The 20,938-nt window shown below is 32.4% G+C and carries 21 protein-coding genes; 15 read left to right on the forward strand and 6 right to left on the reverse strand.

The window, feature by feature from the left end; translation table 11 throughout:
- Positions 1-82 precede the first annotated feature (82 nt).
- Positions 83-943: a helix-turn-helix domain-containing protein gene (locus tag HMPREF2937_RS03075; protein ID WP_070864007.1), complete on the reverse strand. Its 861-nt coding sequence runs from the start codon at positions 941-943 to the stop codon at positions 83-85.
- A 230-nt stretch (positions 944-1,173) separates the two neighbouring features.
- On the opposite strand from HMPREF2937_RS03075, the gene HMPREF2937_RS03080 reads away from it, so the two are divergent.
- The 8 genes from HMPREF2937_RS03080 to pepF all read left to right on the forward strand — a co-directional run bounded on the left by HMPREF2937_RS03080 (position 1,174) and on the right by pepF (position 9,831).
- On the forward strand, positions 1,174-1,407 hold the full coding sequence (locus HMPREF2937_RS03080) for a radical SAM protein (RefSeq protein WP_257245352.1): 234 nt from the start codon (positions 1,174-1,176) through the stop codon (positions 1,405-1,407).
- A gap of 221 nt (positions 1,408-1,628) precedes the next feature.
- Positions 1,629-2,096, forward strand: coding sequence for a hypothetical protein (locus HMPREF2937_RS03085; protein ID WP_070864009.1), 468 nt, complete (start codon positions 1,629-1,631; stop codon positions 2,094-2,096).
- Positions 2,096-2,641: a class IV adenylate cyclase gene (gene cyaB / locus HMPREF2937_RS03090; RefSeq protein ID WP_070848245.1), complete on the forward strand. Its 546-nt coding sequence runs from the start codon at positions 2,096-2,098 to the stop codon at positions 2,639-2,641. The genes HMPREF2937_RS03085 and cyaB overlap by 1 nt, the downstream gene beginning before the upstream one ends.
- Entirely contained in the window at positions 2,628-3,845 is a 1,218-nt protein-coding gene (locus HMPREF2937_RS13960) for a hypothetical protein (RefSeq protein WP_070864010.1), read from the forward strand. Before cyaB ends, HMPREF2937_RS13960 begins: the two co-directional genes overlap by 14 nt.
- Entirely contained in the window at positions 3,838-5,031 is a 1,194-nt protein-coding gene (locus tag HMPREF2937_RS03100; protein WP_070864011.1) for an ATP-grasp domain-containing protein, read from the forward strand. The genes HMPREF2937_RS13960 and HMPREF2937_RS03100 overlap by 8 nt, the downstream gene beginning before the upstream one ends.
- A gap of 28 nt (positions 5,032-5,059) precedes the next feature.
- On the forward strand, positions 5,060-6,277 hold the full coding sequence (locus HMPREF2937_RS03105; RefSeq protein ID WP_070864012.1) for an ATP-grasp domain-containing protein: 1,218 nt from the start codon (positions 5,060-5,062) through the stop codon (positions 6,275-6,277).
- 67 nt (positions 6,278-6,344) lie between these two features.
- Positions 6,345-7,520 (forward strand): MFS transporter, encoded by a 1,176-nt coding sequence (locus tag HMPREF2937_RS03110; protein ID WP_257245353.1) that lies wholly within the window; start codon positions 6,345-6,347, stop codon positions 7,518-7,520.
- Between the two features lie 502 nt (positions 7,521-8,022).
- On the forward strand, positions 8,023-9,831 hold the full coding sequence (gene pepF / locus HMPREF2937_RS03115) for an oligoendopeptidase F (RefSeq protein WP_023015808.1): 1,809 nt from the start codon (positions 8,023-8,025) through the stop codon (positions 9,829-9,831).
- A 342-nt stretch (positions 9,832-10,173) separates the two neighbouring features.
- Here the strand turns inward: pepF and HMPREF2937_RS03120 are convergent, their stop codons facing one another.
- The 5 genes from HMPREF2937_RS03120 to HMPREF2937_RS03140 form a co-directional block, all read right to left on the reverse strand.
- Positions 10,174-10,503 carry a hypothetical protein gene (locus tag HMPREF2937_RS03120; RefSeq protein ID WP_002481954.1) on the reverse strand — a complete coding sequence of 110 codons (330 nt, stop codon included), beginning with the start codon at positions 10,501-10,503 and terminating at the stop codon, positions 10,174-10,176.
- Between the two features lie 17 nt (positions 10,504-10,520).
- Positions 10,521-11,687 carry a C47 family peptidase gene (locus tag HMPREF2937_RS03125; protein WP_083326908.1) on the reverse strand — a complete coding sequence of 389 codons (1,167 nt, stop codon included), beginning with the start codon at positions 11,685-11,687 and terminating at the stop codon, positions 10,521-10,523.
- A 238-nt stretch (positions 11,688-11,925) separates the two neighbouring features.
- Positions 11,926-12,711, reverse strand: coding sequence for a protease adaptor protein YjbH (yjbH, locus tag HMPREF2937_RS03130; RefSeq protein ID WP_060803849.1), 786 nt, complete (start codon positions 12,709-12,711; stop codon positions 11,926-11,928).
- A 15-nt stretch (positions 12,712-12,726) separates the two neighbouring features.
- Complete coding sequence (locus HMPREF2937_RS03135) at positions 12,727-13,098, reverse strand: truncated hemoglobin YjbI (RefSeq protein ID WP_002480401.1); 372 nt, start codon at positions 13,096-13,098, stop codon at positions 12,727-12,729.
- 102 nt (positions 13,099-13,200) lie between these two features.
- Positions 13,201-13,773: a CYTH domain-containing protein gene (locus HMPREF2937_RS03140; protein ID WP_060803850.1), complete on the reverse strand. Its 573-nt coding sequence runs from the start codon at positions 13,771-13,773 to the stop codon at positions 13,201-13,203.
- A gap of 154 nt (positions 13,774-13,927) precedes the next feature.
- Here HMPREF2937_RS03140 and HMPREF2937_RS03145 point away from each other — a divergent pair, with 154 nt between their 5' ends.
- The 7 genes from HMPREF2937_RS03145 to fabI all read left to right on the forward strand — a co-directional run bounded on the left by HMPREF2937_RS03145 (position 13,928) and on the right by fabI (position 20,823).
- A complete protein-coding gene (locus HMPREF2937_RS03145; protein ID WP_002480403.1) occupies positions 13,928-14,275 on the forward strand; it encodes a UPF0738 family protein in 348 nt (115 codons plus the stop codon).
- Positions 14,276-14,291: 16 nt separating this feature from the next.
- A complete protein-coding gene (locus HMPREF2937_RS03150; protein WP_002480404.1) occupies positions 14,292-14,927 on the forward strand; it encodes a GTP diphosphokinase in 636 nt (211 codons plus the stop codon).
- An 8-nt stretch (positions 14,928-14,935) separates the two neighbouring features.
- Complete coding sequence (locus HMPREF2937_RS03155; RefSeq protein ID WP_002480405.1) at positions 14,936-15,745, forward strand: NAD kinase; 810 nt, start codon at positions 14,936-14,938, stop codon at positions 15,743-15,745.
- Positions 15,742-16,620 (forward strand): RluA family pseudouridine synthase, encoded by an 879-nt coding sequence (locus tag HMPREF2937_RS03160; RefSeq protein ID WP_070864014.1) that lies wholly within the window; start codon positions 15,742-15,744, stop codon positions 16,618-16,620. The genes HMPREF2937_RS03155 and HMPREF2937_RS03160 overlap by 4 nt, the downstream gene beginning before the upstream one ends.
- 20 nt (positions 16,621-16,640) lie before the next feature.
- Positions 16,641-18,023 (forward strand): magnesium transporter, encoded by a 1,383-nt coding sequence (gene mgtE, locus HMPREF2937_RS03165; RefSeq protein ID WP_070864015.1) that lies wholly within the window; start codon positions 16,641-16,643, stop codon positions 18,021-18,023.
- A gap of 10 nt (positions 18,024-18,033) precedes the next feature.
- Positions 18,034-19,896, forward strand: a complete 1,863-nt coding sequence (locus HMPREF2937_RS03170; RefSeq protein WP_002480408.1) for a monovalent cation:proton antiporter family protein — start codon at positions 18,034-18,036, stop codon at positions 19,894-19,896.
- Between the two features lie 156 nt (positions 19,897-20,052).
- The gene (gene fabI / locus HMPREF2937_RS03175; RefSeq protein ID WP_002480409.1) at positions 20,053-20,823 is read left to right on the forward strand and encodes an enoyl-ACP reductase FabI; all 771 of its coding nucleotides are present in this window, start codon (positions 20,053-20,055) and stop codon (positions 20,821-20,823) included.
- The last annotated feature ends 115 nt before the right edge of the window (positions 20,824-20,938 follow it).

The following is a 20,938-nucleotide window of genomic DNA, read 5'->3' on the forward strand; positions in this document are numbered from 1 at the left end:
AGTGAAAGTTACGCCTATTATGGGCATTAAACTTCATGCTAAATTGATGTACATATGCCGTGTTAGTCTTTAACTGTATTACTTAAATGCAAGTTCTGCTATTATTAATTTTTTTATATAGATTAGTGTAATAAATTAGTGAAAATTGATCGCCCAATTTCTTGAAAATTACAATTGCATCTTTCATTTTATTATTTCCATTAGAATTATTTCTTCTAGATTCAAAGTAACCTAATGCAAATAAAAAGACAGTTTTTTCATAATAATAAAGTTCGCTATCCAATAGTTTGTTGATTACTTCAATTAATGAAAGACAATTTCTATATTCACCTAATTCTACGCTTCTAATCAAACAATTAATAGCTACGTTTATAACTAGTTTTTTATTTTTATAATAAAGTTCATTATCTTCAAATTCATGTATTACTTCGTTTGTGAAATAATAACAACTCGTATAATTTAATGAATGTTCGCAATTTTCTAATAATGATAATTCATAACATCCCCAATAATCAATCGAAAAAAAATAATCTGCTAATTCCTCTACTTCATCAGTTGATAGAAAAATCGAACTATTAACCCTACTTAGTAAAGATTTTATTACGATTATTTCAATATGGGTGAAACTTGATAAACAAAATCTATTAAAAATCGTGTTAAAATCTTTCTCTTTTTCAACATTAATACACGTTTTAATGTTTTTAATCAATACTGAAAATTGCTCGGATTTACTTTGATATTTGCAATGAATATTTAAAAATTCATCAAATGATATATTTAGCAAATTTAAAATACTATATAAGCTAGTAAAAGTTATTTCAGATTCACCTCTTTCAAATCTGGATACTTGTGATTTAGATATGAAATGTCCAGAAACGTAATCAATACTTTTGTGTTTTGCCTTTCTTATCCTACGTAACGTTATACCAAAATTTGAATCCATACAATTCCCTCTTTCACAACAAGTCTCTATATCATTCGGTTTTATTATATAATAAAATATAGATTGCTTAAATATATAATAGTGACAATCATATTTCAGATTGACAGATATCTTAAAATTGCTTGTTTTAGTATTACTTCTAGCCACACGATATATCAACTAGAAAAGAGACTATACTTTATGAATGCATTAGAGTTTATACGACCAAAAGTGATTCGACATTTTTGCCTATGAATTCAGTTAGAATAAAAATAACTGATAAATGTCCATGGAATTGTTGGTGGTGTCATAATGAAGGAACTGGAAATCGACAAAACAATATAATAAAGGATGTTGATTTTTTTAATGATGAATTTTTCAAAGAGTTTTTAAACATTACAAATGATTTACACATTAATGAAATACATTTAACTGGAGGAGAACCAAGCTTACATCCCGATATTGACTTAATTATAAAAAATTAAAGCAATATGGCTTTAAAGTAAAAATGACTTCAATGGGTACCTCTATGAATATCTTTAAAAAGATTGTCAAAACCGGCATTGATTCTATAAATTTTAGTTTGCATGCTATTAATGATGTGGATATGATTAAAACTCAGATTGATAGATCAAACAGTTGAATAGCTAAAAATCATCAGAAACTATTAGATGTAATTAAATTTACAAAAGAAAGTGGAGTTTTGGTGAAAATAAACACAGTAATTGCAGATGAAGACGACTATTGTCGTGTTTTAAAAGTTGTAAAATGGGCGGCAGTTCAAAATATCAACGTTAGAATTTTAAATGAAGTTAATAGGAATACTTATTCAATTAATGCAATAAGAAAATTTTTTAATACATTAAATGCAGTTGAAATAGGAAGAAAATATGTTAAGGGAAGTTCAACTGGAACAATAAGTTATTTTATTCCTAAAATAGGTGAAATAGATTTTAAAGTATTAGTACCTAATTACTTACCAACTATGTGCAATAATTGTATAATGAAAAAGCAAAATTTATGTGGAGAATACTTTTATGGAATACGAATTGAAAATTTATCTGGGAATTATTATGCAAGACTATGTATCCATAAAACTGAAAGTAACACATACTTTCCACTGACAAAATTTAAATCGACTAATGCGTATGCTAGTCTACGAGGTGATTATTAATGAAAGAACTTGAAGTTAGATTTAAGATAGATACTGACAAAAATTTATCAAAATTACTATCTTATTTATCTGAAAATTATGATTATATTGATTCTTCCAATCAAAAAGATTCCTATTATAAAGAACACGGTAAAGAAAAAGAAGGTGATATCCCTGGTAGTTATATTCTTAGAATTCGGGAAGAAAGTAAACAATTTTTAGCAACTAAAAAAGAAACTGTTAGTGAGGGGTTATGGATTGAAAGTGAAGTCAAATTAGATGAGAGTCAATCATCATTTTTAAAGGATGTACTTAATTTAGGATTTAAAAGAATAATGGTTATAGATAAAAAAAGAGAAGCATATAAACAAGGGAATGTAACTATAAATATTGATAACATAAAAGGTCTCGGTCAATTCTTAGAAGCTGAAATATTAGGTAATTTTTCTGAAAATGATAAACTGTTATTCACACAAAAGGTTAAAAATGAATTTTCATTTTTGAAACCAAAAGTTGTAACAGAGGGATATGTTCAAATGATGAGGGAAAAAAATGAAATTAATTGACATACAAGATGAATTTTTAAATTATGGAAAAAAGTTAAATTTTAATTTGCTTAAAGAGGGCAATGTAGTAAGGCCAGATGGTTCCGAAACTTTTTTTAATATGTCTGCAATATCACAACATATTGATTTGTTTGATTCCATAAATATAAATGGAAAACAAGAAAACTATTTTACAAAGCAATTATCATATTTTTCAAATAAATTAGATGATGTTGGAAAAAATCGATTAACAAATCCTATGGAGATTGGTTTATCACTTTTAATTAAAAACAGTGATGAACCTCAAAAAATAATTAATGTTGCGTTATCATTTTTAACAGATATAGGGTTGTCAATAAACAAGATTTTCATTCGGTGTGATCGCGAAGTTGATTTTTTAAAATGGTACAACCACTTAGGTATACCTTTAAATCATATTTATGAATGGAAAAATTTAGAAAAATTTCATATTGGAAATAATAGACCTACCGGACATTATTCATATATATATTATAAATATTCAAACGGTGTTGTACCTATAGGAACTATTGCAACTATTAAAACAGAAGAAAAATATCATTTTGATATAGTGTACTATGCTGAGAGACTTTCTATTATTTTAGAAAATAAACAAGCAATTTGGGAGATAGATGAGATTAGTCCTCTTTTTAAGGTAACAAATAATCTGAAAATCAACAATAATAATGAAACTAGATTTTTATTATTGTTCAGGGTGTTTATTTTATTGATTCATGGTGATTTGCTAAGGATTTCAAATAAAGGAAAAGGATATTTTTTAAAAAAGATTTTGAGAGAGTTAGGTTTTTTATTAGATGGAAATCTTATCAATGAAGAGCATATTCCATTTATTTTAGAAATATCAAATGAAATTATAACTAAATTAGGATATACAAGTTTTAGTCCAAAACAAAAAAATGCATTTTATGAAAATATACTGAAGATTAATGAATATTCAGTCGATATTGTCAATAGACTAATAAAGGTTCGTACAAGGTTATTGGAAAATGAGAAAATTGATTTTAATGTAATAAAGGGTGAATTCGGAATATTTCCGGAATGGATTATACAGAAATTTCCTGAATTATTAAGAGAATATGATATATCATGCCATATACAATGTAGAGATTCTATTAGAAGTTTATCTTTAGGGAACAACTATGAAAAAGTTAATATAAAAAAACTACTAGGTGATGATTATGAATAAAATTTTAGTTTTAGGTGGGTTTTCTGAGATTCATAAATTGCTATATAAAAATGGTTATAAGTTAACAATAATTACTGAGTCTTCAAAGATAAAACCATATTTTAATGAAATATACGAAGAAGTTTTTGCATTTAAGAATTTAAAAGATCATAAAAAAATCGTGAATAAAGTATCAAATATCATTGATGATCCCAAAAGTTATAAAACTATTATTTGTATGTTTGAAAACTTACAAATATTAGCATCTGAAATTTCTATGACAACTAGCATACCATTTAACCTTTCAAATAATCAAGTAAGCTTGTTTGGAAACAAATATTTGATGAGAAAATTCTTGGAAAATAAACATTTTAATACTATTCCTTTTCGAAAAGTTATTGATGCTAAGGATCTATTCGAATTCATTAATGATTACGGCGAATCTATAGTTAAACCTATAAACGGAACAGGAAGTAAGAGTGTTTATAAAATAAATTTGACTAATGTAAAAACTATATCAGATGAAATATCAGAGTTTAAATGTTCACCTTTTATAATAGAAAAATTTATTGAAGGAGAAGAATTTAGTGTCGAATCAATAAGCATCGATGGCAAACATTACGTTTATGGAATTACAAAAAAATTGAAAAATGATGATTTTGTTGAGGTTGGTCATGTCGTACCAGCTAATATTAGTGATAAAGCAAGTAAGAATATTACAGACTATGTTCTTGAACTTTTAAATATATTGCAATTTAAAAATGGTCCATCACATACTGAAATAATTGTAGGTTATAATAATGAAATAAATTTAGTTGAAACCCATGCTAGAATTGGTGGTGATATGATATCTGAACTATATAGATTAATGTCAAAAAATTACAATCCTTTAGAAATAGCTGCATTATCTCTAGTAAAAGGCACTAAAAGTTTTAATGGTTTTAAATTTCATGACAAATATATTGCCATTTATTTCAATGAATTTGAAGGTGAAGTTATTGATAATGCTAGTATTAATGTTGAGTATATAAAAAAGAACAATAACATTATAGATGCAGATATTTTTGTTGTATCTGGTGATAAAAAAAGAGAAACAGGTAGCGAAAACAGAATAGGATATGTAATCCAAGATGGAAACGATTATAAATTATTATGTGAATCACGCAAATATACATTAAATAAAGTTTTTAATATTAGTTATAAGTAACATATTTTAAATATGAGAGAGTGATTTTATGGCAGTCATTATATTAGATAGGCAAGGTAAATCAAAAAGAGATTATTTAAAATGGGCAAATGGTTTTAATGAATCTATTTATATATTAGGACCAACGGATACAATTAGTAGTTTTCGATACAAAAATGCCTATGGATTTCCAGATTTTGATAACAATGGTAATGTAGAAAGATTTGTTGATGAATTAAGTAAGTACGAAAAAATATCGAGAATCATTTCTTTCGAAGAAGGTAATGTCATAAGAGCGGCATCTATAAGGGAAAACCTTGGCATAAAAGGGCAAAAAATCAGGAGCGCCTTACTTTTTCGTGATAAATATAAAATGCGAAAAAAATTGAAAGAATCAGAATTAAAATGTCCGCATTTTCGTAGAATTAATCATTTTATGGATATAATATCTTTCATAAAAAAGGTTGGATATCCAGTGATTTTGAAACCTAGAAAAAAATGGGCTTCGAAAGGTGTTTTTAAAATAGTCGATGAAAATTCTTTAAATAAAGCTATATCTAATTTTGATTTTAATGATTATATAATTGAGGAATATGTAGAAGGTCAACTTTACCATGTTGATGGATTATTTTATAAATCGGAAATCAAGGTTAGTTGTGTGAGTAAGTATTTAGAGAATTGTCTTGAATCATTTGAGGATGGTAATGGTTTAGGTTCAGTAATGATTAATCCAGATTCTAAACAAGCAAATATATTGAATGACTTCACTAAAAGAATTTTGAAAGTGTTTGATGTGAATTTTACAACTCTTTTTCATGCAGAAATTTTTATAGACAGATCAGGTAATCCTATTCTATGCGAAATAGGTAGTAGGATAGTCGGTGGTGAATATTCTAAAAATATTGAGTTTTCACTAAATATTAATTTAGAAGAAATTTATTTGAAGTGTGAACTTGGACTTTCACATAAGATTGATAATAATCAAATTGTTATGCCATCAGGCAAAGTATGGATTCCTCCTAAAAAAGGATTTATCGAATTTATACCAAAAATAAATATGAATTACATCTTTAATTGTGAGGAAATAGATTATAGAAACATAGAGTTTAATGGATTGCAAAAACAAATGGGATATTTGCTAACAATCAGTTTTTACAATGAAAATTATGAGCATTTAGAAAAATTAGCGAGAGAAATAAAAAGTTTTTACTCTGAAAATATAAAATGGAGTGAAAATATTGTTGAAACTTGGAACTTCGATAAATAGCTTATATTTTTAGTCATCATAGAAAGAAGGTATTCCGATTAAGAAACAATTTAAAAATGGTATTTATATTTTAGCGAGTAGGTGTATTTCCAAAATAGGAGATGTACTTTTTGATTTTACCAACAACTCTTTTTTGTCGGATATCAGTCCAAATTCACTCAAACTTGTAGGACTATATCAGATAACCGAAAACTTAATTGCTGTTATTTTTAATCTTTTTGGTGGTGTCATAGCAGATCAATTTAGACGAAAAAAAATTATCATTATCACAGATATACTAAGTGGATTATTCTGTATTATTATTTCTTTTGTGAGCAATGAAAGGTGGCTTGTGTATGCAATAGTGATTGTAAATATCTTGATATCTCTATTAGATTCATTTTCAGGTCCTACATATAAAGCTTTTACTAAGGAGATTGTTACGAAAAATAATATCTCAAAGTTAAATTCTTACATGGAAACAGGTAATACTCTTGTAAAAATAACAATACCTATTATAGCTGTATTTTTATATAAGTATATAGGAGTAAATGGTTCGCTTATTTTAGATGGATTGTCATTTCTTATTTCTGCTTTCATAATACTTTTTATTTCTCCGATTTCAGAGATAAGTAAGGCGAACAATAGTTTTTCGTTTTCAATAGTGATTAAAGATTTAACTTCAGGATTTAAATATTTATTGTATCATAAAGAGATTTTCTTAATTGTTATCCTTTCTGCACTCGTGAACTTCTTTCTTGCAGCTTATAATTTATTATTACCATATAGCGACCAAATGTTTCCTGAATTTGCTATCGATATATATGGTTCATTCTTAACAGCTGAAGCCATAGGAGGAATTATTGGCGCTTTAATAATCAGTATAACCAAAATAGATATATCATTACAGAAAATGATGATTTTATTAGATGTTGCAGGAGTTTCATTAAGTATTGGTCCAATAATATACGAAATTCTATCAAATTATTTAGTTGTTATACTGATTCCATTATCATTTAATTTATTTTTAACAATGTTTAATATACAAATTTTTTCTTATACTCAAAGAAATGTTGATGAAAAATTTTTAGGGAGAGTTTTTGGTATTATATTTTCAGTTGCACTACTATTTATGCCGTTGGGTACTTTTGTTTTTTCTTGTATTTTGAAACCTGCGAACCTGTTCAATTTCTCTGTTATTGGAATTTCTGTTGTCATATTATCTATTATATTTAGTGTTATTTTAAAATATCATCATAATTAACCGCTCGTATTTGAGTTAATATAATGGATGTAAATAAATTTCGCTATATTTACAGCATTGTTAAGTAATAACTTTAATCGTATTTTTATGGTTTGTCTGTCAAAAAATCAAGTGGGATAAAATTTAGAGGTTAAGCAGCAAAGGTTGCTCAACTTCTTTTTTAGATTTAACGTAAAATATTAGCACACAAAAAATGCGACTGCTTCTACTATCATAGTTTATAAAAACATAGGATTCCTACTGTATTCTTGATTTTGTATGGTTTACTTAATGTTATAGGAATAATTGCGTTATTTTTTGTGTTAAAACCATGACTATTGACTACCTAGTATAAAACAGTTTTCTATTTCCTCGGAAATAAACTGATTATATTGTGAAAAGGAATCAAATTTAAATTTGTGGGTCTATTCTATTATCAGTTAATAGAGGTAATGACGTGCAAAATAAACGAAATAATGAGAAAATCTAAGTATTGACATTAGCATAAGAGGAGGCTTTTTTTATGAGTCAACAATTAACAAGAGAGCAACAAGAACAAAAATATCCTGAGTATACTTGGGATCTAACAACAATCTTTGAAAGCGATGAAGCATTTGAAGCAGCGTTTAAAGAAGTAGAAGGCTATTTAGGTGCTGAAGAGAAATTCAAAGGGCACTTAGGTGACAGCGCTGAAACGCTATATGAAGCATTAGCTTTAGAAGATAAAATTGAAACTGAACTTGAAAAGGTCTATGTCTATGCACACTTAAAACAAGACCAAGATACAGGCAACGATAAATATACTGGCTATGAAGCTCGTGCGCATCAACTTGCGATTAAATTAAGCTCAAGCTGGAGTTTCTTAGTACCTGAAATCTTACAAATTGATGAAGAGACAATTCAAAAATTCATCGATGAAAATAAAGACTTAGAACGTTATGCCTTTGATTTAAAATTAATCAATGAAGAACGTCCGCATGTCTTAAGTGCAGATAAAGAAAAATTATTAACAGAAGCGCAAGATGCTTTATCAACACCATCTAACGTATATGGTATGTTCAGTAACGCAGATTTAGAATTTGAAGATGCGGTAGATAAAGATGGTAATAAACACCCATTAACTCAAGGTACGTTTATTAAATATTTAGAATCTGATGATCGTGAACTTCGTCGTTCAGCATTCAGAAACTTATACAAAGCTTATGGTGCTTACAACAATACTTTAGCAGCGACATTAACAGGTGAAGTGAAAAAACATGTGTTCAATGCGCGTACACACAATTATAAAACTGCTCGTGAAAAAGCTTTAAGCAACAACCATATTCCTGAAGCAGTTTATGATAACTTAGTTAAAACTGTACACAAATATCTGCCATTATTACATCGTTACACTCAATTACGTAAAGATGTTTTAGGTTTAGAAGATATGAAAATGTATGACCTCTACACACCATTAGTGAAAGATATCAAATTTGAAATGCCTTATGATGAAGCTGTGGAATGGATGTTAAAAGCTTTAGAACCAATGGGTGATGAATATTTAGATGTCGTTAAAGAAGGTTTAAATAATCGTTGGGTCGATGTATATGAAAACAAAGGTAAACGCTCAGGTGGTTATTCTTCAGGTGCACATTTAACAAACCCATTCATCTTATTAAACTGGTCAGATACAGTCTCAGACTTATTTACATTGATTCATGAGTTTGGTCACTCAACGCATAGCTACTTCAGCAGAAAATTCCAACCATCTAATCATAGTGATTACTCAATCTTCGTCGCAGAAGTTGCTTCTACAACAAACGAAGCATTGTTGAGTGATTATATGGAGAAAAATTTAGATGATGAGCGCAGATTGCTCTTATTAAACCAAGAATTAGAACGTTTCCGTGCGACATTATTCCGTCAAACAATGTTCGCAGAGTTCGAGCATAAAATTCACCAAATTGAAGAAGCAGGGGAACCACTAACTGCAAATCGCATGAATGAAGAATATGCGAAATTAAATCGTGAATACTTCGGTGATATTGTAGAAACTGATGAAGATATCAGTAAAGAATGGTCACGTATTCCGCACTTCTATATGAATTATTATGTTTATCAATATGCAACAGGTTACAGTGCAGCACAAAGTTTAAGTTATCAAATCTTAAATGAAGGTAAACCTGCAGTAGATCGTTATATCAATGAATTCTTGAAAAAAGGAAGCTCTAATTATCCGATTGAAATCTTAAAAAATGCAGGTGTAGATATGACAACACCAGAACCAATCGAACAAGCATGTAAAATGTTTGAACAAAAATTAGATGAATTTGAAAAACTAATTAAAGCGTAAAGTTTGTGAAATCGTTTACAATATGACAAGTTTGTGACAAAAACGTTTTCATGGGTTAAGCGCCTTGAAATAGGGTTTGGCACGTGGTATATTATGACCATGAAATTAATCACATAACAAACATACCCCTTTGTTTGAAGTGAAAAATTTCTCCCATCCCCTTTGTTTAGCGCCGTGTATTCAGACACGGCGTTTTTTTATGCTTAAATTTAATAAAGTGAATTTTAAAGTTTTATAAATACATATAGAAAAGCGCCGGCAGTCATGGTAGGGGTTACCATGAAACTGCCGGCGCCTTGTTTATTGCGCGATAGGTGTAGAGAGATGTATTTTAGATAAGGATTAACCTTTTTCTAAAATGTAAGGCTGAGAACTGCCCATACGATCAGCATTGATCACTTGATAGCTGACGTGTTGTAAATCTTTTTTCTTTAAACAAATGACAAAATCTGAGTCAGATGTCGGCGTTAAGGCGATTTCGTCATCTGTTGTACTGATAGATTTAATTTCATAAACATCTTCTAAAGTGCTTGGGATTGAATAAAGTATACGTATATCTAAAGAGAGGGTATCGTCTTGACTTAGCCACTCTCCTTGGAAATGATTTAACAGCGTTTCTTCTGAATCAGATAACGAGTTGAGATATTTCACATTAATACTAGTTGTTTCCATATTAGCTATCCGTCCTTTTAGAAACCAACAACAGAACCGTACCAGTGGTAATGGTCACCATTAGACACAGGAATCACGTTACTGTCTGCTGGTTGTAATGAATAATCACGATCCCAAGGATTCCAGAATACAATGACTTGTTGGTTATCTGCAGTAACTGCGTTACCTACAACTGCCATTGCATGTCCAGCATGCATACCTTGAGTCGCTTCAATTTGTTTTCCTAGTATTGCTATACCCTTATTGTCCTTAGTATATTGGTCTACCATATTAAAACTTGGCATTCCATTATAATAAGATGTATTTTTACCTTGAGCACGGCCGTATTGAATCATTTCATCTGCAGTCAAACCAGTGAATTGGAATGCTTGACCAGATAGTCCAGGGTGGATTTGATGCATAACGTCTTGTGCTCTATATTGGCTTGTGTTTTTTGTAGCGTTTAATAATGCAGCCATTGTATAACCTGCACACCAACCATTGTTGCCTTGTTGTTCACGAATTTGGAAGTTAGGTAGTAAGTTGACATATTTAGTCGCAACACTGCTGTGTGTAGCTTCTGTTTGTGTCGCATTAACGGTTTGTTTTAATTCTAAATTCGGAACTGCAGGTGTTGACGGTTTTGTTTTATCATCTGGTAATTTTGTTTGCATGACTAGATCTAAACGTTTGTCATGTTCAATGTAGTAACCGTCTTTATTTGTGAATATTGTAATAGGGGTATTGTTTTGGCGATATTGATTTAATTCGTCAGAGATGAATTTTGAAATACGCACACTATAGTTGGCATTATTTTTATTTGCGTGTACGTCATTTTCACTCTTAGGCGTTACAGTGAGGATATACTTAATTGTGTCGCCTTGCATAACAGGGTAGTAGAAGTTGCCATCCTCTTGGCCATTGAATTTGTAGATTTTAAAGGAGTGACCGAGTTTGAATTCTCCGTTATTACCGGAACGATCAATTTGAGAAAGGGCTTGTGCATAACTTGAGAAGTGTTGTTTCGCTTCTTGTTTTGCTTGACCCGGAACATCGGTGTTATCAACTTTAATTTTAAGTGAATCGGATGAAGCATTTGCGGTAGTTGCTTGTTGTGTGACGTATGACAATGCACCGCTGATGACCATGATGGCTGCAAGCAGCAACATGGAAGCAGTTTTGAAAAATGTTTTTGCTATATTCAATTGCTATTCCTCCATTCAATAAAATTGATTTGTGAAATATCTCATTTTTAATATAACATAAAAGAATTTAAAAAATAGGGTAGTTTTTAAGTATTTGATATTACTATCGGTTTCTAGTTTGTGATAAGAATAATTGATAATTTTATTAAATGAAAACAATTGAATATGATTGGGTTGTGCGGGTTTAAATAAAATAAAAAAAACACTTGTCGCAATGACAAGTGTTCCACTCGAGCTATTATTTAGCTTTCCAGAATTCTCCTTCTGGACTGCTTAATTTTTCAATTTTTTGTTGTAAAGCTAGTTTTTTCAATTCTTTTTGCAGCAATTTTTTCGGCCATTCATAGATTGTTAGTAACTCTTCTAGTGTAACGAATTGCTGTTCTTGAATATACGTTTCAAGTTTAGGCGGTAATTCCTTTTCTATAGGTGTGCCCATTAATTCATTAATGATATAAGTATAAATGTGGTAAGGATATAAGCCTTCGACTTTTAAACCTTCTTCGGTTACATCTTCATTGAAAAAGACAAGAGAAGGTGCTTGATCGACTTCCATTTCTCTCGCAATATGCAAGTCGACTTTCAGACTTTCAGTGAGCTTTCCACTCTTTAAATCTTCTTTGAATACGTCATAATCCAAACCTGCATTCTTCGCAGACGCTTCAATCATATTTTCAGTGATAATATCACGTTTCGGTATAATTTCATTCTGCATTAAATGAATAAAACGTTCTGCACGTGCACGCCCTTGAAGTTCAGCAGCTTTATATGCCAATGCGATATTATCGTTTTCAGAACTACTTTGAGCTTGGCATTTCGTCAGTATGCGTAAGGATGGGTTTAATATATGACGAATACGGATATATTGTTTATATTCAACTCTTAATTTAGATAGTATTGCGGATAGTTTAAAACAATCTTCATCAAACGGATCGAAGAAAGAATAAATTTCTATCTTGCTCACAGGTGAAAGGTTCATTTCATCTTGTCTATGATTACATATTAACTTTAACTCTTCAGACATCTCATTCACCTACAATTAATTTTCAGAATTAACCATATGATTTGCGGTCAATCGCAATCTTTCATATAGGTATTCATCAACACCCGCAGGCAGCTCTGCATGTTGAATCGCTTTATTCATATTTTCTAACCAAGCATCTCGTTCAAAGGTTGTTATGCGAAAATCCATATGTCTCATTTTTAACATCGGATGGCCATGTTCTTCAGTATAAAGTGCTGGGCCTCCTAGAAACTGCGTTAAAAATTGTTTTTGTTTTCGACTGGTTTCCGCAAAATCACCAGGGAAGAGGTGGTTGATTCTTTCATCTTGTTCAACAAGAGAATAAAAGTAATCTATCATGTGATATAGACGTTCTTGGCCTATTACTTCGTAAGGTGTCAAAGCCACTTTCTCACCCTGTTTCTTTAATATATATCTAATATAACATGAATTTTTACAATTAAAAGTAATACGACTTTTGACTGAGTGCTACCGAATTGTGCTTAATGATTATTTGTTTTTTACTTCAAAAAAGCGAGCGACTTTATTTTTAGGAATATACGATTGAATATTGAAATCTTGTAAGATTTCTTGAAACTTCTTCAAACCTTCTTCGGGTTGTTCCACTTCAAATTCAAGCTCGAAATCCTCAGTACCAAGGTATTCGCTATGATCTAGTACAAGGAGACCTTCATCAATCTCTGTCTCCATGCGGTGGGTCGTTAATGCTCCTAATACATAAAGTTGTGTAACATCTATACCTGTTTCTTGTAAGACAGAATGAATCGGATCTGGCAGTTTGTCAGGTGTAAGATGCATGTCTTGTTTTGGCACGACTTCAGTCATGTGATTATATTCAGTTAAACCTACTTTAGCAGGTACTTTTAATGTCATTTCATACGTGTCATCAATTTCACGAATTCTGAGTGCCATCAAGTGCTCAGCTAAAGCGAAATCCGGTGTATCAATATAATGATTTTTTTGCGTAAAAGGTTTTAATGTATTAAAATATCTATTTCTTAATGCTTCGTATTGATTATGTGTCAGTAGTTGCTTATATTCGATTTCTTGATTAATAGTCATCAGTTCACCTCTGTGACTATATATTATGGACGATTTGAAAACTATTTGAAAGTATTTCAATTTATAGGCTTCGTGATACAAAGCATTTAGGTTGTGTAATGAGTGATGTACATATGTTAAAATAAGTAGGAATAACACAAGGAGGATTTAGGTTATGCGTATTTATGTGAACGAAATAAAAGTGAAAGATGATGGCATTTATTGCTATACAGATAAATCGACAGAAGGGTTGACTGAAGCAGGGCAAATGCTCGTTGATAGTGACAATTACGGGTTTGCTCATATCCTTGATGATGGACAATCCTATTCCTATCTTATCTTTGTGCAAGAGACTTGGTCTATGCTTCATGAAAATAAGGGGAAAGCAATTTATGTAAATGACGATTTAAAATTAGAACAATTTGACCAAGAGTTAGATTATATCTTAAGTAATATCAAAGGGAACTCAAACTATGGTAAGGATTTTGTGGCGGAAGTCGAAAAAACGTTTGAGTTAGAGTGAAGCGGAGTGAATCGCAATGAATCAATGGGATCGATTTTTAGCACCTTATAGACAAGCAGTTGAAGAACTTAAAGTAAAATTAAGAGGTTTGCGTAAAATTTATGATTTAGAAGCCGATGCGTCGCCAATCGAATTTGTAACCGGACGTGTGAAGCCGTTAACAAGTATTATTGAAAAAGCGACTGAGCGCGATATATCATTTGATCATCTGCATGAAGAAATGTATGACATCGCTGGTTTACGTATTATGTGCCAGTTTGTGGATGATATACCCGTTGTCGTTAATCTGCTTAGACAACGCAGAGACTTTAAAGTTGTTGAAGAAAGAGATTATATCAACAATACAAAAGAAAGCGGCTACCGTTCATATCATGTGATTATTCAGTATCCGATTGAAACGTTGGATGGGCAACGCTCGATATTAGCTGAAATTCAAATCAGAACGCTAGCGATGAATTTTTGGGCGACTATTGAGCATACTTTACGTTATAAATACGATGGAGACTATCCTCCTGAAATTCAAAAACGCTTAGAAAATGCGGCAGAAGCTGCCTTTTCACTAGATGAAGAGATGTCTGAGATCAAAGACGAAATACAAGAAGCACAACGTTACTATTCTAAAAAACGTGCGAAAAAACATAATCAAGAGTGAGGTGCTTTATGCGTTATTATATTGTGTCTAAAGGGGACCACAAATCAAACAGCATCAAAGAAAATATGGAAGCACAAATGGAAGCGAACAATATGATTAAAGATGCCGACGAACCTGAAATTGTTATTTCTGTCGGCGGGGATGGAACTTTATTAGAAGCCTTCCATCAATATTGTCATCGTGTGAATGAAACTGCATTTGTCGGTGTACATACAGGGCATTTAGGATTTTATGCAGATTGGCTGCCGCATGAAGTAGATAAATTAATAGAAGAAATTGCAGATGGAGATTACGAAGTCATTCAGTATCCTTTAATCGATATTATTGTGAACTACAACGATGACAAAGAACCTTCACATCATATCGCACTGAATGAAGCAACGATGAAAACTGAAGATAATACAACACTTGTAGCAGATGTTAATTTACGTGGACAACACTTTGAAAGATTTAGAGGAGACGGTTTATGTATTTCCACTCCTTCAGGATCAACTGCCTACAACAAAGCACTTGGCGGTGCTTTGATTCATCCTTCATTGCGCGCAATTCAATTGACTGAAATTGCATCCATCAATAACCGTGTGTTCCGTACAGTCGGTTCACCGATTGTTATGCCAGAACATCATTATTGTCTGATTACACCAGTCGATCAACGCGTGATTATGACATCTATCGACCACGTTACAACGAAACATCACAATGTAGAAAGTATTGAATATCGTGTAGCTAAACAGCGTGTACGATTTGCACGTTTCAGACCATTTCCATTCTGGAAACGCGTCCACGATTCATTTATTTCTGACGGCAGAGACGAATGAAATTTCACTATGACATTGAAACACCGGTTTTATTAAAGACTTTTTTACAAGAACAATTTTATTCAAAGAAAATGATAAGTGCCATTAAACAAAATGGCGCTTTACTTGTAAATAAGCAACCTGTAACTGTGCGAAAACAAATGACAGAAGGCGATACGTTAGAAGTTGTGCTGCCTGAGGAGAGACCAAGTCAGAATTTAATCTATTATCATGCACCGTTAGATGTTTTATATGAAGATGATTATTATTTAGCCGTTTCAAAACCTGCACATCAAAATTGTGCGCCGTCTAGAGAACATCCGCATGAAAGTTTGATTGAACAAGTTTTGGCATATTTAAACCCAGATAGTAGTCAAACGGTTATCGTGCCGCATATTGTGACACGACTAGACCGTAATACACAGGGTATCGTATTGTTTTCTAAGCATGGACATTTTCATCACAGAATGTCTGACGTAAAAATGGAGAAAATATATCAATGCATTTGTTTAGGATTATTATCTGGAGAAGGCGATATTATTGCGCCAATCGCACGAAAATCTGACAGTATTATTGAACGTCAGGTCAATGAAACAGGCAAGTATGCGAAAACCAGTTACCAAACCCTTTCAGCGAGTGACCGTTTTACATTAAACCGTGTACAACTGCATACTGGACGAACCCATCAAATTCGTGTGCATTTTCAATATATAGACCATCCACTTGTCGGAGACAGTTTATACGGCGGCACACACCCATCCATACAAGGACAAGCGCTTGTATGTACGGATTTAAAGTTTATCCACCCTGTGACACATAAATCGGTAGTTTTAAAGGATAGCGTAAGACAAAAAGCACTTGAGGACCTTTTTCAACAGCTTTGTAGAGAGAGTTAAGAAGTAAGGAGGAGGCCAAATTGGCAAAAGAAGATGATAAATTTGTAGATGAGCCAGAATTCTATAACAAAGATTTATTAGATCAGCTCTTAATAGATAATGATATTGATGCATTTAGAGAAGAATTCTTATCCATGCATACGTATGAACAAAGTGAGTTCTTCGAAGATAGTGATGATGAAATCAGACAAAAAATGTATCATCTCTTATCACCGAAAGAAGTCGCGAGTTTCTTCGACCAACTCGAGTTAGATGATGACGAGTACGATGAACTCTTTGAACAAATGAAAGCAAGTTATGCGGCGCATATTTTAGAAGACATGTCTTATGACAACGCCGTAGATATTATGAGTCATTTGACTAAAAGTAAAGTCGCTACTTTATTAGCGTTAATGGATCAGCAAGATGCGAAAGAAATCAAAGCCTTGCTGCATTATGAAGAAGATACTGCCGGCGGTATCATGACGACGGAGTATATTTCTTTAAAGACAACTACACCTGTTAAAGAAGCATTGATGCTGGTTAAAGAACAAGCACCTGATGCTGAGACGATTTACGTTATCTTTGCAGTAGATGATGATAAACATCTCGTAGGTGTCTTATCTCTGCGTGATTTGATTGTCGCAGAAAACGATGCTTATATTGAAGATATTATGAGTAATCGCGTGGTCAGTGTCAACGTGGCAGATGACCAAGAAGATGTTGCGCAAAGAATGCGTGACTATGACTTTATCGCAATGCCGGTTGTAGATTATCAAGACCATTTACTGGGTATAATCACTATCGATGATATCGTCGATGTTATCGATGAAGAGGCATTAGAAGACTACTCTGGTTTAGCCGGTGTCTCTGATATTGATTCAACAGACGATTCAATTTTTAAAACAGCTAAAAAACGTCTGCCTTGGTTGCTCATTTTGACGTTTTTAGGTATGATAACTGCAACTATATTAGGGTCATTCGAGGAAACATTAGAAAAAGTCGCATTACTTGCGGCCTTTATTCCCATTATCAGCGGGATGTCAGGTAACTCAGGGACACAGTCCCTAGCGGTGTCTGTACGTAATATTACGACTGGCGAGATTGAAAATCAAAGCAAGTTCAAAGTGACGCTTAAAGAAGCGGGCTCTGGCTTTGTCTCTGGTTTAGTCTGTGCAACCGTACTCTTTACCATTATTGTAATTTTATATGGTACACCGTTATTAGCACTGATTGTAGGTGGCAGTTTAACGATTGCGATGACAGTCGGTACAATGATGGGTTCAATCATTCCATTGATAATGACGAAACTGAAAATCGACCCTGCTGTAGCTAGTGGTCCGTTTATCACAACAATCAACGATATTATCAGTATGTTAATTTACTTCGGATTAGCTACATCATTTATGTCATATCTCACATAAGGAGGGACACATGGAATTTGTATCACTCGTCATTGTTGTCATGGCTGCGTTTTTAACGCCGATTATTGTCAACAGACTTAATATCAATTTTCTACCTGTCGTTGTGGCGGAAATTTTAATGGGATTAATCATCGGACAATCCGGTTTCCATTTAGTCGAACGCGACAACATCTTGAATATTTTATCAACACTAGGTTTTATTTTCTTAATGTTTTTAAGCGGTTTGGAAATTGATTTCAATGCGTTCAAAAGCGATAAAAATGAGCCTGAAAAAGCTAAAAATAAAAACAAGAAGAAAGCACCGGGTCATTTACAATTATCATTATTTGTATTCTCGCTGATTATGATTGTTTCAATCATTTTAGCGTATGCATTTAAATGGTTTGGCTTAATTGATGATGTCTTATTAATGGTCATCATCATTTCAACCATTTCATTAGGTGTGGTAGTACCAACACTTAAAGAAATGAATATCATGCGCACAACCATCGGACAGTTTATCTTGTTAACGGCTGTATTAGCTGACTTAGTTACGATGATTTTATTAACTGTATATGGTGCAATTAACGCTAAAGGCGGCGGCACATTATGGTTGATTTCGATTTTAATTGTCTTTACCATTATTTTCTATTTCCTTGGCGGGATTTTCAAAAAAGCACAATTCCTTCAAAAATTGATGGATGGAACAACACAAATCGGTATTCGTGCAGTTTTTGCGTTGATCATCTTATTAGTGGCATTAGCAGAAGGTGTAGGTGCTGAGAATATCTTAGGTGCCTTCTTAGCAGGTGTAATTGTATCACTGCTTGGTCCTGACGAAGATATGGTAGAAAAACTGGACTCATTTGGTTATGGTTTCTTTATCCCGATCTTCTTCATTATGGTCGGTGTGGATTTAAATATCCCTTCACTGATTAAAGAACCATCAATTTTAATTATTATTCCAGTGCTGATCATCGCATTCTTAGTATCTAAGATTATTCCTGTATACGCGATAAGACCTTGGTTTGATCAAAAAACCACATTGTCTTCTGCCTTTTTACTGACATCTACGTTATCGTTAGTAATCGCAGCAGCTAAAATCGCTGAACAACTTCATACGATTACACCAGAAATCTCTGGGATCTTAATCCTGAGTGCTGTCATTACGTGTGTATTTGTTCCGATTGTCTTTAAGAAGACATTCCCAATGCCGACAGAAGCGACACGTCGTATTAACGTCAGTCTGATTGGTAAGAACCAATTAACGATTCCGATAGCGCAGAACTTGATGTCTGATTTATACGCGATTACGTTATATTATCGTAAAGATTTAAGTGATAAGCGTAATTTATCAAATGATATTACTACTGTTGAAATTGCAGATTATGATGAAGCGATACTTGAAAAGCTTGGACTCTTTGATAGTGATATTATAGTGTGTTCAACCAACGAAGATGAATTAAACTATAAAGTCGCACAAATGGCTAAAGAACACGGAGTAAACCGTGTCATCTGCCGCTTTGAAGAGGGCGGAGAAACTGAAGCTGAATTACGTCAATCAGGTGTTGAAATCTTCAGCAGTTTCTTAAGTAATAAGATCTTGCTGACAGGTTTAATTGAAACACCGAACATGTTGAACTTATTAAGCAACGTTGAAACATCATTATATGAAATTAAAATGCTTAACTATAAATTCGACAACATTCAATTACGTAACTTCCCATTCGACGGCGATATTATCTTCGTACGTATTGTACGTGATAATGAATCGATTGTACCGCATGGTGATACGATGTTACGTTACGGTGACCGCTTGATTGTGACAGGTTCGAAAGAATATGTAGATGAATTGAAACGTGATTTAGAATATTATTCACTCGGTTCAATTTAAACTTAAAACGAAAGTCTAATGAGATGTTAGGCTTTCGTTTTTTATTTCTACGATGCATACCATAGATAATGGTTGAAACAAGTCTATTAGAACAAAAAATGTTATAATACTAATAATCAAAATTTGAATCATTAATTGAGTAAAAGGAGCGTTTTCATGTTTAGTTTAGAAGGAAAAACATACGTTATTATGGGAATTGCGAATAAACGCAGTATTGCTTTTGGGGTAGCCCAAGCTTTAGATGAATTAGGAGCAAAACTAGTCTTTACATACCGTAAAGAACGTAGTAAGAAAGAATTAGATAAACTTGTTGATCAATTAAATCAAAAAGAGCATCTTACGTACCAAATTGATGTTCAAAGTGATGATGAAGTAATCGATGGATTCAAAAAAATCGGTGAAGATGTAGGCCAAATTGATGGTGTCTTCCATTCTATCGCATTTGCGAATGTTGAAGACTTACGCGGTCGTTTCTCAGAAACTTCAAGAGAAGGTTTCTTACTTGCACAAGACATCAGTTCTTATTCATTAACAATCGTTTCAAGAGAAGCGAAAAAATTAATGCCTGAAGGCGGCAGCATTGTTACTACAACTTACTTAGGCGGAGAGTACGCAGTACCTAACTACAACGTAATGGGTGTTGCGAAAGCCAGCTTAGAAGCAAACGTGCGTTATTTAGCATTAGACTTAGGTCAAGACAATATCCGTGTTAATGCTGTTTCTGCAGGTCCAATTCGTACATTAAGTGCGAAAGGTGTTGGCGGCTTTAACACAATCTTAAAAGAAGTTGAAGAACGTGCACCATTAAAACGTAATGTTGATAAAGAAGAAGTCGGCAAAACAGCTGCTTTCTTATTAAGTGATTTATCAAGCGGTGTAACAGGAGAAAACATCCATGTTGACGCTGGTTTCCACGTAATTAAATAATCATACTCAGCATAGCCCACTATAATAGTCCAAGACTAAAATAGTGGGCTATTTTTTTAATTCGGCTATTCAATTCTTTAAATGAAGTGTATGATAGTTACGGGAATAAAATCAA

It is taken from the genome of Staphylococcus sp. HMSC061G12 (genome assembly GCF_001838465.1).
Classification (GTDB): Bacteria; Bacillota; Bacilli; order Staphylococcales; family Staphylococcaceae; genus Staphylococcus; species Staphylococcus simulans.